Annotated in this window: 8 protein-coding genes; all 8 read left to right on the top strand. The window is 39.7% G+C overall.

What is annotated here, in order from left to right; translation table 11 throughout:
• Nucleotides 1–19 precede the first annotated feature (19 nt).
• The 8 genes from VYM24_RS03300 (at nt 20) to VYM24_RS03265 (ending at nt 15,982) form a co-directional block, all read left to right on the top strand.
• Nucleotides 20–1,768 (top strand): tetratricopeptide repeat protein, encoded by a 1,749-nt coding sequence (locus tag VYM24_RS03300; protein ID WP_330941440.1) that lies wholly within the window; start codon nt 20–22, stop codon nt 1,766–1,768.
• The gene (gene lolB1, locus VYM24_RS03295; protein WP_330941439.1) at nt 1,765–2,361 is read left to right on the top strand and encodes a lipoprotein insertase outer membrane protein LolB1; all 597 of its coding nucleotides are present in this window, start codon (nt 1,765–1,767) and stop codon (nt 2,359–2,361) included. The genes VYM24_RS03300 and lolB1 overlap by 4 nt, the downstream gene beginning before the upstream one ends.
• Entirely contained in the window at nt 2,358–3,671 is a 1,314-nt protein-coding gene (locus tag VYM24_RS03290; RefSeq protein ID WP_330941438.1) for a murein hydrolase activator EnvC family protein, read from the top strand. The genes lolB1 and VYM24_RS03290 overlap by 4 nt, the downstream gene beginning before the upstream one ends.
• A gap of 300 nt (nt 3,672–3,971) precedes the next feature.
• Nucleotides 3,972–7,223: a SusC/RagA family TonB-linked outer membrane protein gene (locus VYM24_RS03285; protein WP_217712534.1), complete on the top strand. Its 3,252-nt coding sequence runs from the start codon at nt 3,972–3,974 to the stop codon at nt 7,221–7,223.
• Nucleotides 7,224–7,239: 16 nt separating this feature from the next.
• Nucleotides 7,240–8,892: a RagB/SusD family nutrient uptake outer membrane protein gene (locus VYM24_RS03280; protein ID WP_330941437.1), complete on the top strand. Its 1,653-nt coding sequence runs from the start codon at nt 7,240–7,242 to the stop codon at nt 8,890–8,892.
• 89 nt (nt 8,893–8,981) lie between these two features.
• Nucleotides 8,982–10,562 (top strand): glycoside hydrolase family 28 protein, encoded by a 1,581-nt coding sequence (locus VYM24_RS03275; RefSeq protein WP_330941436.1) that lies wholly within the window; start codon nt 8,982–8,984, stop codon nt 10,560–10,562.
• 22 nt (nt 10,563–10,584) lie between these two features.
• Complete coding sequence (locus tag VYM24_RS03270) at nt 10,585–11,565, top strand: pectinesterase family protein (protein WP_330942206.1); 981 nt, start codon at nt 10,585–10,587, stop codon at nt 11,563–11,565.
• 31 nt (nt 11,566–11,596) lie between these two features.
• A complete protein-coding gene (locus VYM24_RS03265) occupies nt 11,597–15,982 on the top strand; it encodes a two-component regulator propeller domain-containing protein (RefSeq protein WP_330941435.1) in 4,386 nt (1,461 codons plus the stop codon).
• Nucleotides 15,983–15,989 lie beyond the last annotated feature (7 nt).

Here is a 15,989-nt window from a genome sequence, read left to right as displayed (position 1 = left end):
ACTAACAGACTGAATGAAAATGAAATTTAAAATAGTATCTCTTTTCGTGCTGTGCTTGATACTTATATCGTGTGGTACTTCCCGTCAGGGGAAGAAGCTACGGAAAGGAACCAAGGCGCAAGTTGTGCTTACGCCCGAACAACAGCGTAAATACGATTACTTCTTCCTTGAAGCTTCCCGCTTGAAGATGAAAGACGATTATAGTGCCGCCTTTGACTTATTGCAGCATTGTCTGACCATTAATCCGAATGCTTCATCGGCTTTGTACGAGATTTCGCAGTACTACATGTACCTTAAACAAGTTCCGCAAGGACAGGCGGCATTGGAAAAGGCTGTGGAAAATGATCCGGATAATTACTGGTATAGCCAGGGATTGGCCAGCTTGTATCAGCAACAGAATGAGATGCAGAAAGCTACGAATCTGCTGGAAAGCATGGCAACCCGTTTCTCGGATAGGATGGACCCTCTGTACAGCTTGCTGGATATATACAACCGTCTGGAAGAGTACGATAACGTGATTACCACCTTGAACCGTTTGGAAGAAAAGATGGGAAAGAACGAGCAACTCAGTATGGAGAAATTCCGTATCTATTTACAGAAGAAGGATAATCAGAGTGCTTTTCGTGAGATAGAGAGTCTGGTGGAAGAGTATCCGATGGATATGCGATATCAGGTGATATTGGGTGATGTCTATATGCAGAACGGCAAGAAGGACGAAGCCTATAATATATATAAGAAAGTGCTTGCCACCGAACCGGATAATGCCATGGCGATGTATTCATTGGCCTCTTATTACGAACAGACCGGACAGAAAGAACTCTACGAGCAACAACTGGATACCCTTTTACTAAATAAGAAGGTGCCCTCTGATACGAAGTTGAACGTGATGCGTCAGTTTGTGGTTGAAAATGAACGCGCAGGTAGAGACAGTACCCGTGTAATCAACCTTTTCGACCGTATTATGGAGCAAGACCAGGATGATGCGCAGATGCCGATGCTTTATGCCCAATATCTCCTTGCCAAGAAAATGAATAAAGAGACCATGCCCGTACTGGAACGAGTGCTGGACATTGATCCGACGAATACGGCTGCCCGCATGACACTTCTCGGTGAAGCAATACGGAAAGAAGATTATAAAGAAGTAATCCGTCTTTGCGAGGCCGGTATCGAGTCTAATCCCGATATGCTGGAGTTCTATTTCTATCTTTCCATAGCCTATAACCAGGCTGACCGCACAGATGATGCACTTGCCATTTGCAAGAAAGGATTGGAAAACATCCCGGAAAAGAGTGATAAAGAATTCGTTTCTAACTTTTATGCTATCATGGGTGATTTCTATCACACAAAGAAAATGAATACGGAAGCCTATGCGGCTTACGACTCTGCATTGGTTTATAATTCGGCAAATCTGGGAGCATTGAATAACTATGCCTATTACCTTTCGCTGGAACGTCGTGACCTGGACAAAGCGGAAGAGATGAGCTATAAAACGGTGAAAGCCGAACCCAAGAACTCCACTTATCTGGATACCTACGCTTGGATTCTGTTTGAGAAAGGTAACTATGCCGAAGCCCGCCTCTACATAGACGATGCAATAAAGAATGATGAGGACCAAAGTGATACCATTCTTGAACATGGGGGTGATATCTATTATATGACCGGTGATGTGGATGGTGCTTTGAAGTATTGGAAGCAGGCCCAGGAAATGGGCAGTGAGTCCAAGACGTTGAAAAAGAAGATCGAGAAAAAGAAATATATACCCGAATGAGAACGTTACACAGCAAATACAGAACGGTAGGCAGTATTCGTATGCTGCCTCTCTTGCTTATCCTGACCCTGGTAGTAGGTCTTTCCGGTTGTAAGACTTCCCGGAAAGCGACTTCTTCGTTGGGAGAACCGCGCTTTTTATCTTCTAAAGTACAGTTGACCATTCCTAACAAGGGAGGCACAATTACAGTGAACGGTACTATGAAGCTTATAAGCGGTGAACGTATGCAGCTTTCCCTTCTGATGCCTATCCTCCGCAGTGAAGTGGCACGATTGGAGATTACTCCCGACGATGTGTTGGTAGTGGACCGTATGGGAAAACGTTATGTACAGGCTACCCGTAAGGAATTGAAAGACGTTTTGCCCAAGAAGGCCGACTTTGCCCATTTGGAGAAGATGCTTTTTGAGGCAGCCAAACCCGGTGGCAAAGCTTCTTTGACAGGTAAGGAACTGGGTATTCCTTCTTTGGAAAAAGGAAAAATCGTTCTTACCGACTTTTCGGACAAAGAGATATCGCTGACTCCGACTCAGGTGTCTTCCAGATATACTAAGGTTGAATGGACTGAACTTTTAGAGATGCTGGCCAAGTTATGAGACAGTTTCTTTGTATTTTCATAGGTTGTTTCTGTCTGGCTCTGCCACTTTGCGCCCAATCCAACAAGATGATTAAGGAGTTGGAAAGTAAACGGGGCGCTTTGCAAAAGCAGATAGCCGAGTCGGAAACACTTCTGAACACTACAAAGAAAGATGTCGGTAGCCAGTTGAATGGACTTGCCGCCCTTACCGGGCAGATTGAAGAACGGAAACGGTATATCCTCGCCATTAATAATGATATGGAGACTATAGATCGTGAGCTTTCCAAACTGGAGCGCCAGTTAGTCCGCCTCGAAAATGACCTGAAGGATAAGAAGAAGAAATATGAGTCTTCTGTTCAATATCTGTATAAGAACCGTTCCGTTCAAGACAAACTTTTGTTTATTCTTTCCGCCAAGACATTATCGCAAACTTATCGCCGTTTGCGCTATGTGCGTGAGTATGCCGACTATCAGCGCCTACAAGGCGAAGAGATCCTGAAGAAACAAGAGCAGGTCAATCAAAAGAAGACGGAACTTCAACAGGTAAAGAAAGCCAAAGCCAGCTTGCTGAAAGAGCGTGAAGTGGAAAAAGAAAAGTTAGAAAACCAGGAGAAGGAGAAGAAAGCCTTGGTTGCCAATTTACAGAAGAAGCAGCGTGGGCTGCAAAATGAGCTGAACAAAAAACGCAAGGAAGCCAATCAACTGAATGCCCGTATCGACCGCCTGATAGCCGAAGAAATTGAGAAAGCCCGTAAACGTGCTGCGGAAGAGGCGCGTAAAGAAGCAGCTGCCCGCAAAAAAGCTGCTGCAAAAGAAACGAAACCGACTGCTACTTCTTCTTCCGAAGTGGTCACTGCCAAGAAAGCGGCACCTCTCGAAACCTATACGATGGATAAGGCAGACCGGGAATTGTCCGGTAGCTTTGCGGGTAACTGTGGTAAATTGCCAATACCTATTACCGGACCGTATATCATTACCAGCCGCTACGGTCAGTATTCCGTAGAGGGGCTTCGCAATGTGAAACTGGATAATAAAGGGATAGACATTCAAGGTAAGCCCGGTGCACAGGCGCGTGCTATTTTCGACGGAAAGGTAGCTGCCGTTTTCCAACTGAACGGACTTTTCAATATTCTTATCCGCCATGGAAACTATATTTCCGTTTATTGTAACCTGGCTTCTGCTTCAGTGAAGACGGGGGATACTGTTACTACCCGGCAAGCCCTCGGACAAGTATTCTCGGATGGTGCGGACAATGGACGTACGGTGCTGCACTTCCAGTTGCGCAAAGAAAAGGAGAAACTGAATCCGGAGCCGTGGCTGAATCGATGATTGTGAATTTCCTTTTGAAAGATTATTGCTTCACTTCACAGGCTCCATCTTGTATTCTTCCTTCTGCAAGAGGGTAGCTAGTCCATTCTTTCCCAGCAAATGTTGCACGTCTATACTGTGAAGGTGGGCTTGCTGCAATACTTGTCGTTGATATATGGCTGTTTGTTCTTTATGATTGTATTTGGATAAATTCTCCTATAAAAATGAAAAAAAATCCAAGTATAAATGGTTGTTATTCGCTATTCTTGCACCCCAAATAAAACGTTTCATCTAAATTTAATAACTATTAAAAACAGCATTATGGATTTTAGAAAGACTACTCAAAGGGTATTTGTACTTTTATTATTAAGTACAATCTGCTCAATTGCTTTTGCGCAGAGCCATCAACTAAAGGGAACGGTTCTTGACAATGCCGGAGAACCAATAATTGGTGCAAATATTTTAATTGTCGGTACAACAAATGGGGTTATTACAGACCTTGAAGGTAATTTCACTTTGCAAGATGTACCTTTAAATGCAAAAATGCAGATTTCTTTTATTGGGTATATTACTCAAGTTGTTACAGTTGGGGAACAATCCTATATCAAAGTTACTTTGAAAGAAGATGCCCAGGCTCTGGAAGAGGTTGTGGTAGTTGGCTATGGTGTGCAGAAGAAATCAGATTTAACAGGTGCTATTGGTAGTGTGGATAATACTAAACTGACATCCAAAGGAGCTACTACAGTTATGGAGTCTTTACAGGGGCAAGTTGCAGGGGTGGATATTAGCCAATCATCCAGCCGTGTAGGTGAGAGTTTCAATATTTCCATTCGCGGTAAAAGTACATTAGGAAGTAGTACCCAACCTTTATTTGTAGTAGATGGTATTATTTGTGATGATATTAATTTTCTCAATCCTTCAGATATTGAAAAAATAGACATATTGAAAGACGCCTCTTCCACAGCTATTTATGGTTCGCGTGCTACCAATGGTGTTGTCATTGTTACTACTAAGCAAGCCAAAGCAGGAGAAGACATGAAAGTGTCTGTCACATATGATGGCTATGCTGGATATAAAACTGTTGCGCGGATGCCTGACTTTATGGACCCGATTGAATGGATTAACTACCGTTATATGAGATATGCTACACCTGTTGAGAATGCAGCGATTATTAATGGACGGTTACCTCTTGAAATAACAACAACAAATATGAAAGCTTGTTGGAATAAAAATGCTCCTAAAATGCAAGAGCAGTTTTTGAACCATGATTTTACAGACTGGACTGATCTAATGCTTAAAGATGGTACACAGCAGAATCATTTCATCCAAGTGTCAGGTGCTGGAAAAAAAGTTTCCTATCGTGTAGGTACTGGTTATCAACAAGAGGATGGGGTAATGGGTGATGGATTGAGACGCTATAATCTGAAATTAGCAATTGATGGTAAGATAAATAGGCAATTGGCCATGGGGGCAACAGCTAATCTGGTCGCTTTTGAGTATAATTATGGTTCGAGAAGAGCAGTACAGACATCTTTTCGCTCTAATGGCTTTTGGCTTCCTTACAATACTGCAACTGGAGAACTGAATTATATGCCAGGTAAAGATTTGGTAGCTGGACAAGAGAAAAGTGAGGCGTATCCGGCAGGGTTTACTTCTACAGTTTCGCCTTTAGTTGATGCAATGAATTCCGAGGATAAAACTAAAGGATATCGCGTATTGACAACGATGTATTTGCAATATCAGCCGATAGAAGAAATATTGGTTAAAACAACATTCTCTCCAACAATGTCTACTAAACGAAGAGGAGAATACTATGGTGGGCTTTCTGAAGAACAAGCAGGGACTTACAATGCTAAAGACAATCCTACCGGTGATGCTAAAGCGACTATAACTAAAGATGAATATTTTTCTTATACATGGGATACACAAGTGAATTACATTAAGACATTCGGTGAAAGTCATACTTTGAATGCTATGGCTTTGATGAGTGTTTATAGCACAGAAGCTGAAAAATATGAGTTAACAGGAAATAATGTTACTTCTGAAACTTTGTGGTATAATTTGGGTTCGGCTGCTTCGGGCTATAGCGATGTGAAGAGTTCTTATGGGAAATCGACAATGCTTTCATATGCTTTACGTGTAAATTATGGTTATAAAGGGAAATATCTGGCTACTTTGTCTACTCGTTGGGATGGTTCTTCAAAATTCAAAGAAGGTCATCGCTGGGGAATGTTTCCTTCAGCGGCATTAGCGTGGCGTATTAGTGAAGAGAATTTTGTTAAAAGCAGTATGTCGTGGATTAATAATCTGAAATTACGTGTTAGCTATGGTGCTACGGGAAATAATGCTTCTGTAGGAAATTATGAAACTTCATTTCTTGCCAATCAGCTTTATTATTCTGGCTTCGGTAAAGGATTTGGTCCTGGTATTATGAATGAATTATTAAGTTGGGAAACTACCACGGAATTTAATACAGGTCTGGATTTTGCTTTCTTGGGAGGACGAGTTTCTGGTACATTTGATTGGTATACAAAAACATCCAAAGATCTGCTTATGGATATGAAATTATTATTAGAACAAGGTTCCTATAATGGAAGTATGACTGCGAATGTAGGTAAAGTGCGTAATAGCGGAGTGGAATTGATGTTGAAAGGAATATTATTTCAATCAAAGGATTTTTATTGGGATATAACGGCCTCATTCGCTAAGAATAAAAATGAAATTCTTGAACTACAAGGTAAGAAAGAAGACATGCGTGCCGAGCGTTGGTTTATCGGGCAACCCATTGATGTTGCTTATGATTTGAAACAATTGGGAATATGTACTCAAGCAAAAGCGAATGAGTTAGTAACGATTAATGGGGTGACAAAGACCAATTCTGAATGGTATGGCTATTTTGAAGGATGTATGACTTATGAAGACGCAAATAAAGATGGGAAACTGAATGATGATGATCGGCAGATATTGGGGCATGCTTTACCGAAATGGACTGGAAACTTGTCTACCACTTTGTCATATAAGAATTGGGATTTTTCTATGAGTATAAATACGAAGCAAGGGCATTTGTTATATAGTCCTTTTATGGAAGAATTTACAAATTATAGTGACCGTGGACGAACTAAATTGAATATGGATTTTTATATTCCAGAGGGTGCTCCAATATTCAATTATACGTGGGATGGAAAAACAACGACCTCACTTACATCCAATCCTAATATAGTGGCTGACCATACAACCGTAGGCTCTTATCCGTATCCGTTTGATGGGGCAGCTTATAATTATGGCGGTGGAAATGGTTGGTATACTAGTAAGAATAAAGAATTTGAATCTAATAATTATGTGGATGCTTCTTATTGGAAAATTAAAAATATAACAGTTGGATATACTTTTTCTAAAAAACTGATAAAGAAAATAGGTCTTGAGAATTTGCGTATTTACGCTAATATATTGAATCCTTTCACTTTCACAGATTATAAAGGATTTGATCCGGAATGGGCTGATGCTAAAATTTCAGATGGAACAGGAGGACCGAGTTCTGTTACTTATCAATTAGGATTAAATGTTAAATTTTAATAGTAGAAATATGATTATGAAAAAGTTATATACAGTTGTGACAGTCTTTTTATTTGCAATATTAGCTGGATGTTCTGATTTCTTGGAACAGGATAATAAATCGAATGTACCGGGAGCTGATTACTATAACACATCAGCTGGGTTTGAAAGTTTGTGTAATGCTGCTTATGGCTCATTAAGAACTATATATAGTGATGCTCCTTGGCTGTTTGAGGGAGGAACTGATCTTTTTGCAAGTGGACGTACTTCTGTGCAAGTTTGTAACTTGTATGGTCAGAACTATTCAAGTGCCGAAGAAAATGTGACAACATTTTATAAGGAACACTACAAGGCTATTTCTTTAGCGAATGAAGTGATTTATTGGGGAGGTGAAGATGATAGCCGTGCCGAGCGCATTGCTGAAGCACGTGGTTTACGTGCATTTTATTATTTGAATTTAGTACAGCAGTTCGGTGGAGTTCCTTTAGTGACCACACGTACTACTTCTCCTATTGCAAGTGTACAGCGAGAGAGTGCGGAATCTATTTTCCAATTTATTATTGATGAATTGACAGAGTTGGCTTCTTCTTCATCTGTGCTTGCTGAGAAATCAAGCGACGGTCGTTTTACAAAAGTCGCTGCTAAACATTATTTGGCAAAAGCTTATTTATGCAAAGGATACCTCACTCATGATGAGAAAGATTTTAATGCAGCCGTTACATCAGCTAAAAATGCAGGAGCTGGTGCTCCTTTGACCACGCCATTTACAACTTTGTTCAGTAACCAAGGGGAAAGGAATGAGGAGATTCTATTTTTTATTGATTACAATGTAGCAACTGTAGCTGATGTACAGAAAGATGGAAACAGACAACAAGCTGATTACGGACCTTATTTAAAAGGTGCAGAAGCTGGTCATAAATATACCTCCTCTACATTAACTCCCACATTATGGATGCATGAAGTATTTAATACAAATACGGATAATCCGGCTCAAGATGAACGATATGAAGGAACTTTTATGCTTGAGTTGCGTCAAAGTTATTGGGACTATTATGATGAGAAAAAGAAAAATACGAGTGAAGTGATTTATTATTATTGTCCTTCTTGGGAGATTGCAAACATAGCAAGTTGGCGCTCGGCTCTTGACAGTCGTAAAAATGCAATTATAGTGGAAATGCTTCCGGAAGGAAATAATATTAGCAATGAACAAACCTCTTATCAAGCTAAAATGTCTGCAGATATCTGTGGAGTAGCTCCATTTCGTAAGTTTGATGATATAGAGAATGGAAAACAGTATTTTAAGATTACTTCTTCTATGCGTGACATCTATTTAGCTCGTTTAGCAGAGACAAATCTGATAGCTGCGGAAGCTTATATTAAGTTGAATAAACCGGAAGAAGCGGTCTCTTATATTAATATTGTACGTAATCGTGCTAAAGCAACACCTGCGGTCGCATCTGAGATGAACATTGATTATATTTTGAATGAACGTGCCCGCGAATTGGCTGGGGAGTACCATCGTTGGACAGACCTGACTAGAACGGGGAAATTAGCAGAATATGTGGAAGCGCACAATCCGGATATTCCTGTGGGGAGGATTACCACCAAATTTTATCTGCGCCCTATACCTTTGGCTGCAATAGAATTGAATTTAGCGCTGAAGGGGTATCAAAATGAAGGTTGGGATTAACTTTTAATCGATATAGAATGAAAAATCAGTTATTAATTTTTCTATTTATAATTATGTCCTTTTCAAGTATGAAATTGCAAGCAAAGGATATGAAAGACATTTATCGTGATTTACCGTTTGAAATGCCTGTTATTGAGCGGCCTGTAATCCCTGATTTAAATATCTGCTTAACAGATTTTGGCGGTTCTGGTGATGGAGTGACACTCAATAGTGAAGCTTTTGAGAAAGCCATTCAATATCTTGCTTCAAAGGGAGGGGGACGTTTGATTGTGCCCCAAGGGGTGTGGCTGACCGGACCAATTGAATTGGAAAACAATGTGGAATTACATCTGTCAGACAATTCGATAGTGGTTTTCAGCCAAGACAAGTCTCTCTATCCCATTGTCGAAACCGTGTTTGAGGGGTGTAAGACGTTCCGTTGCAAGCCTCAGCTTTCGGCTGTGAGAAAGAGCAATGTAGCTGTTACTGGCAAGGGAATCATAGATGGTGCAGGTGATATTTGGCGCCTTGGAAAGAAGAATGAAATGCCACCTATGGTATGGAATGAATGTATACAAAGTGGAGGAATACTTAGTGAGGATGGTGAGTTGTGGTATCCTACGGAAAGTTACTATCGCGGTGCCAAAGATGCCATTCAAAACATTGTTCCCTGGGCTAAGACAATGGAGGATTTTGAAAGCGTTCGTGACTTTTTACGACCTGTAATGGTGAATTTCAGAGAATGTGATGGAGTTTTGCTGGAAGGAATTGTGTTCCAAAATTCTCCTTGTTGGAATGTACACCTCTCTCTTAGCCGTGATATTATTGTTCACAATATCGCTGTGCGTTGTCCGTGGTATGCCAAGAATGGTGATGGAATAGATATTGAGTCATGTACCAATTTGCTTCTTACCGACAGTTGGTTTGATGTAGGTGATGATGCTATCTGTATTAAAAGTGGCAAAGATGAAGAGGGACGTCGTCGTGGTATACCGGCTTCTAATATTATTGTGGACAACTGCGTTTGCTATCATGGACATGGAGGCTTTGTTGTGGGCAGCGAGATGAGTGGGGGAGTAAAGAACATTGCCGTATCCAATTGTCGCTTTTCGGGTACGGATGTAGGCCTGAGATTCAAGAGTAAACGTGGACGTGGAGGTGTTGTAGAGAACATTTACATTAAAAATATCATGATGAATGATATCGTTTCGGAAGCTTTACTATTTGACTTGTTCTATGGGAAACGGGTGAGCGTGAAACTACCGGAACAAGACGAGGACATGATTGCTTTTGATGCAGATGAGACTACGCCACAATTCAAGGATATATATATATCGCAGGTAACCTGTCACGGAGCAAAACGGGCAATGCTTTTCAACGGACTGCCGGAGATGAATGTCCGGAATGTATTTATAGAAGATTGTCACATATACGCTGACGAAGGTGCAAAGATACACGAAGCTACCAATGTAAACCTGCGTAATGTGATGGTTACTCCTAAAAGTGGTCCGGCATTGATGCTCAATAATGTGAAAGATTTAACTGTTATAGGTTTTCAATGTCGCCGGATAGATGGGAACGCTTTGATAGTAACGGGCAGTCGCAATCGGTTGATTTCAGTTTCTTCTTGTATATCGGAGAGAAACGCTTTTGTTTCAAATAAGGCGGAAGGGAGCGTTGTATATAAATAAGCTAAGATGAAAATATTTATATATTTTTTTTCTCGTTATTTTATCGGTAACGGATATTACAGCGAATGCAGGCGATTCACTTTATCAGGCAGATTTTGTCGTATCTGCTGATGGAAGTGGTAATTTTAAAACTTTAAGTGAGGCAATAGTGGCTGTTCCTGATTTTTGCGACCGTGAAACAGTTGTATTTTTAGAGGAAGGAATATATCAAGAGAAAGTTAATATACCTTCGTCAAAGAAAAATCTCAGGATTATTGGTAGGCCGGGAGGGCAAACGGTCATCACTTGGCATGATTCTGCCAGATTACCAGGAAAAACCGGAGTGCGCATTGGCACTCCGGGAACGGCAACTATCATTAATGCTGCTGATTCTTTTGTTGCAGAAAACATTACGATTGAGAATTCGTCGGAACCTGCTGTAGGGCAAACGGTAGCATTACTTTGTATGGGTGATAGGCAACGTTACATAAATTGCCATATAAAAGGCAATCATGATACGTTGTTCCTATATGGTATCGGAAATCTGAAAGAAGATGAATTATGTAGTCGAAACAAGTGCTATTTGTTTGTAAACTGTCTGATTGAAGGAACCACGGACTTCATTTTCGGAAGTGCGACAGCTTATTTTAAAGAATGCACTATTTTGAGTAAAAAGAACTCTTATATAACAGCTGCATCGACTTGTAAAGGACAACAATATGGATTTATTTTTGATAGCTGTTCCTTGATTGCAGCGAAGAATGTAGATCATGTTTTTCTGGGTCGCCCTTGGAGAATCCATGCTCAAACTGTCTTTTTTAATTGTTTTTTGGGTACTCATATATGTCCGGAAGGTTGGTCAGATTGGAAGAAAGCTATCGTACAGAGCGGAACTGCATTTTATGCCGAATATAATAATAAGGGACCTGGGGCTGGAACTGGCAAAAGAGTAGTATGGAGTCGGCAACTCACATCGGAAGAAATTGAAAAATATAAGCTGAAGGCTGTGTGGGGAGAAGAATAGTTTTATATTTGTTCCAATAAACCCTTTATTTATGAGGAAATTTCTACATATATTGTTTTTCTGCATTTGGATATCTCCAATGACGATATCAGCACAATCTTTACGAGGTACTTTTTCAACGTACACATCGTTAGATGGACTCGTGCATAATAACATTTTAGATATTTATACCGATTCAAGAGGTTTTGTCTGGATATGTACTTGGAATGGGATAAGCCGTTTTGACGGTTACCATTTTAAAAATTATTGCAATGATCCGGATAATCTTCCGGTACAGCATAATCGTTTCACTCAGGTCATGGAGGATGCGAACGGGCATTTATGGTTTCAGACTTACGATGGGCACCTCTATCGCTTTAATCGTTTTACAGAACAATTCGAGAGTATAGATCAACTTGTAGATCAACTTGCTGGGAAATCTTATCGTATAGGAAAAGTCTTATTTTGTCATAAAACAGGGACTGTATGGGTTGAGTTTCAAGATAATGGCGTGGTATGTTTCTCTGGTTCCAAAAACAGCTCCCCTCTGACGGCTCATAGTTTTATTGGAAATAGACAGATAGATTCCGCTGTTTCTTTTATGTGTGAAACAGTTGATGGTGCTGTTTGGCTGGTTTGCGATAGGGGGAGGCGTGTGATAACTATAACACCCGATTTTCAGATTGAGATGCGTATTAAAAGTGATGAACCGATTATTGCAGCAGCCGTTGTAGGTGAAGGAATTGCTTTCGCTACAAAATATTACTTGATTTCTCGGTTTTTGAAAGGCTACTCTCTACTTTGCTATGATGATATCAAAATAGATGGCATAACGACTCTGGCTAGTGCAGCAGATGGAAGTGAACTATATATCGGTACTTCCTTCAGTGGGGTTAAAGTGCTGAAGAAAAAGATGAATGCTTTGGAAGATAAAATGCCGTCAGGTATTGTGCCACAGCATATATGCCACATGACAGTTGATTCTCACAATACTGTGTGGATAACCGATTTGTGCCCGGGTATTACACGCTTTGATCCCTCAAGATGTGATTATAAACACTTCAGTCAAGAGTTGAATACTGTTGATTATTTTTCCGATACATTGAGCGTAGTACAAGAATGTAATGATGTTGTATGGATAAAAATGAAACAAGCAGGTTTTGGCTATTATAACCGGGAGAAAGACTTGGTAGAACCTTTCTTTAATGTACCTTCAACCGATTTCAGAATGACAAATGGAGTTACCGCTTTCGAAATAGATGATGATAATGTCATGTGGCTTTCGCCATATTATGAAAAAGGATTAGTGAAAATTGTTATAGAAGATGCCCGGTCGGATATTTTCCAACTTTCAAGTGGACAGGACACGAATTATCCAGATAATATACGCGCTCTCCAATTGGATAGAGATAGTAATCTATGGGTCGGAACAAAGAATGGTAGATTATATTGTTATGATAGTCAATACAATTTAAAACATCTCTATTCTCATTCTGATAATGGAAATCCATTAGGCAAGATATATGCTATTTTTGAGGATTCACTTCGAAATATTTGGGTTGGGACTAAAGGAAATGGGTTGTGGCGTCTTACCCCTGACGGGAAGGAATATAAATTTAATCATTATCTTCATGTAGAAGGAGATATTGGGTCACTTTCTGATAATCATGTTTATGCTATTGACCAGGATTGTTTTGGCAGAATATGGATTGCGACTTTTGAAGGAGGAGTAAATCTGTTGTCTGATATCGACTCTGATCGCTTTATAAATATTTATAATAATTTCCCCAATTATCCTAGGGGAGAGGGCAAGCGAGTCAGATATATACTTAGTGATACATTAGATAGAATGTTTATAGCTACGACTGAGGGATTGATGATATGTAATCCTTCAGAATCACCCGAAGAAATGCAATTTACTGTATGTAGACGCTATCCGGGCAGTAAGAATTCTATTGGAGGAAATGATGTCATACATATATTGAAAGATTCCTCCGGACAGATATGGCTATCAACTTATGGAGGAGGATTAAGTTTAATAAAAGGATATTCCGACAATGAGGTACCCATATTTGTGAATTATACGACAGTTAATGGCTTGCTTGACAATATCGTGTTGGCTGCAGCCGAAGATATTGACAAGAATATTTGGATTTCGACCGAGAAAGGAATCATGCGTTTTGAACCTCAGCAGAAAATATTCACTGATTATTCTCTATGGAGCAACTCTACTCCGATATCTTATAATGAAGCATCCGTTGCCACTGACGCTAAAGGCACTATCCTTTTTGGAGGGCTAAATAAACTACAGATGATAAATACTCATAAAGTGCAGTTCTCTCAATATGAATATCGTCTGTCATTCACGGATCTGGAAATACAGGATCAGAAGATCGCAAATCCTTTTTTGGAGACTGATATAACAAAGAATGAGATAGAATTACCATATAATTATTTACTCTTCCGGGTAGAGTTTGCATCACTTAATTTCCGATTGCAAGACAAAGTAAATTATATGTATTATTTGGAAGGGTATGATAATACTTGGACTATTTCGCGAAAAGTAAACAGTGCCTATTATTCAAAAGTTCCTCATGGGCATTATACTTTTCATGTCAAAGCTTTTGTTGGCAATGAGTTGATGAACAGTCCGGAGATTACGATGAAGATTCACATTGCTACTCCTCCATGGCTCAGCTGGTATGCTTATTGTATATATAGTATTCTGTTTTTAGCTGTATTATGGCTTGTAATGCGCACACTTTATATAATGACAAAGCTTCGTGCAGAAACAAGGATGGAACAACACATGTCGGAAATGAAGATAAGATTCTTTACTAATATTTCACATGAATTGCGCACTCCTTTGACCCTTATTATTGGAGGATTGGAGGATTTGCAAAAACGGGAAACATTGTCAAAAAGAGGACAAGACAGTTTAGGAATGTCATACAAGAATTCCAAACGGATGTTATCTTTAATAAACCAATTACTCGACTTCCGTAAAATAGTTAAAGACAAATTGGAACTTAAAGTACAGAATGCTGATATTATACCCATAGCTCAGAATGTACTTAAAGACTTCAGGGATATGGCTGATGAACGAAAAATCACTCTCTTATTGACAGTTTCTCATAGTTGTATTATGTTATGGATTGATACGGAGCGAATGGAGAGTGTGTTATACAATTTACTTTCCAATGCTTTTAAATTTACTCCGGATAATGGGAGGGTTTCTCTGTCTATAACATGTAAGGAGGCAGAAGATGAAAAGGACTGTGTTTATATATCTGTAGATGATTCCGGAGTGGGAATCTCCAAAGAACACCAGAAACAGATATTTGCCCGTTTCTCACAATTTCGGAAAGCGATAAGGAGAGATATACATGGAAGTGGAATAGGCTTAGCTTTGTGTCGGGAGATTGTGGAATTACATCATGGTACCATTAATGTGGAAAGTACGGTGGGGAAAGGCAGTACCTTCACAATAAAACTCTTGCGGGGTAATCAACATTTCAGTATGGAGCAGATTGATTTTGACACTGTAGCGGATGAAAATAATTATTCGGTGTCGACTGACATGAAAAATATATCAGCGACTTATTCAGAACAGGCTCTTCCAAAGGATGCGCCAACAATTTTGCTTGTTGACGATAATGCAGAGATACGTAAATTTATCTTTAATAACTTGATGGAGAGTTATAGAGTGATTGAAGCTGTGGATGGGGTGGATGCATTGGACAAAATCGCTGTCCATCAACCGGACGTTATCGTGACAGATTTAATCATGCCGCGGATGGATGGAATCGAATTGGTGGATAAGCTTCGCCATAACTTTGAGACCAGTCATGTTCCTATTATTATGCTTACGGCAAAACAAACTTCGGAAGATAAATTTAAAGCTATAAAGTATGGGGCAGATAGCTATATTACCAAACCATTTAGTGTGGAATTTTTGCTGGTTTGCATAGACAATCTCCTTACACGGCGCAGATTGCTTTTTGAACATTTCTCATCTCAGTCTGCCAATCATCGCATTGAAGAGTTTGTATCACAGGAGGATGTGGTGGTGACCAATCGTGATCAAGAGTTCATGAAGGAACTTATGGAATGGATAGATACTAATATACATGATACGGAATTGACGGTCAATGATCTGGCTGTTCATCTCAAGTTGGGAAGAACTACTATGTATAATAAAATAAAATCTTTGACCGGCAAATCTCCTATAGAGCTTATCAAAGAGTATCGTGTGATAAAAGCCGAATTGCTTATCAGAACCGGACAGTTCTCCATATCAGAAGTTGCCTATCAGTTGGGATTCTCAGATCCGGGTTATTTTAGTCGTTGTTTCAAGGAACAATATAAGGTGTCGCCCAAGGAATATATTCAACTGCATAAATTCAAGAATAAAGAAGATGAAATAAATAGTATTTGATAAAAAG

This window comes from Bacteroides sp. MSB163 (genome assembly GCF_036416795.1).
Lineage (GTDB): Bacteria > Bacteroidota > Bacteroidia > Bacteroidales > Bacteroidaceae > Bacteroides > Bacteroides maternus.
The sequence above is the reverse complement of the archived record's forward strand: the minus strand, read 5'-3'. Positions and strand labels throughout refer to the sequence as shown.

Excerpts from the sequence above, each read along its gene's own strand:
- VYM24_RS03290 (WP_330941438.1), top strand. The coding sequence starts at position 2,358 with ATGAGACAGTTTCTTTGTATTTTCATAGGTTGTTTCTGTCTGGCTCTG.
- VYM24_RS03275 (WP_330941436.1), top strand. The coding sequence starts at position 8,982 with ATGAAAGACATTTATCGTGATTTACCGTTTGAAATGCCTGTTATTGAG.
- VYM24_RS03280 (WP_330941437.1), top strand. The coding sequence starts at position 7,240 with ATGAAAAAGTTATATACAGTTGTGACAGTCTTTTTATTTGCAATATTA.
- VYM24_RS03300 (WP_330941440.1), top strand. The coding sequence starts at position 20 with ATGAAATTTAAAATAGTATCTCTTTTCGTGCTGTGCTTGATACTTATA.
- VYM24_RS03285 (WP_217712534.1), top strand. The coding sequence starts at position 3,972 with ATGGATTTTAGAAAGACTACTCAAAGGGTATTTGTACTTTTATTATTA.
- lolB1 (WP_330941439.1), top strand. The coding sequence starts at position 1,765 with ATGAGAACGTTACACAGCAAATACAGAACGGTAGGCAGTATTCGTATG.
- VYM24_RS03265 (WP_330941435.1), top strand. The coding sequence starts at position 11,597 with ATGAGGAAATTTCTACATATATTGTTTTTCTGCATTTGGATATCTCCA.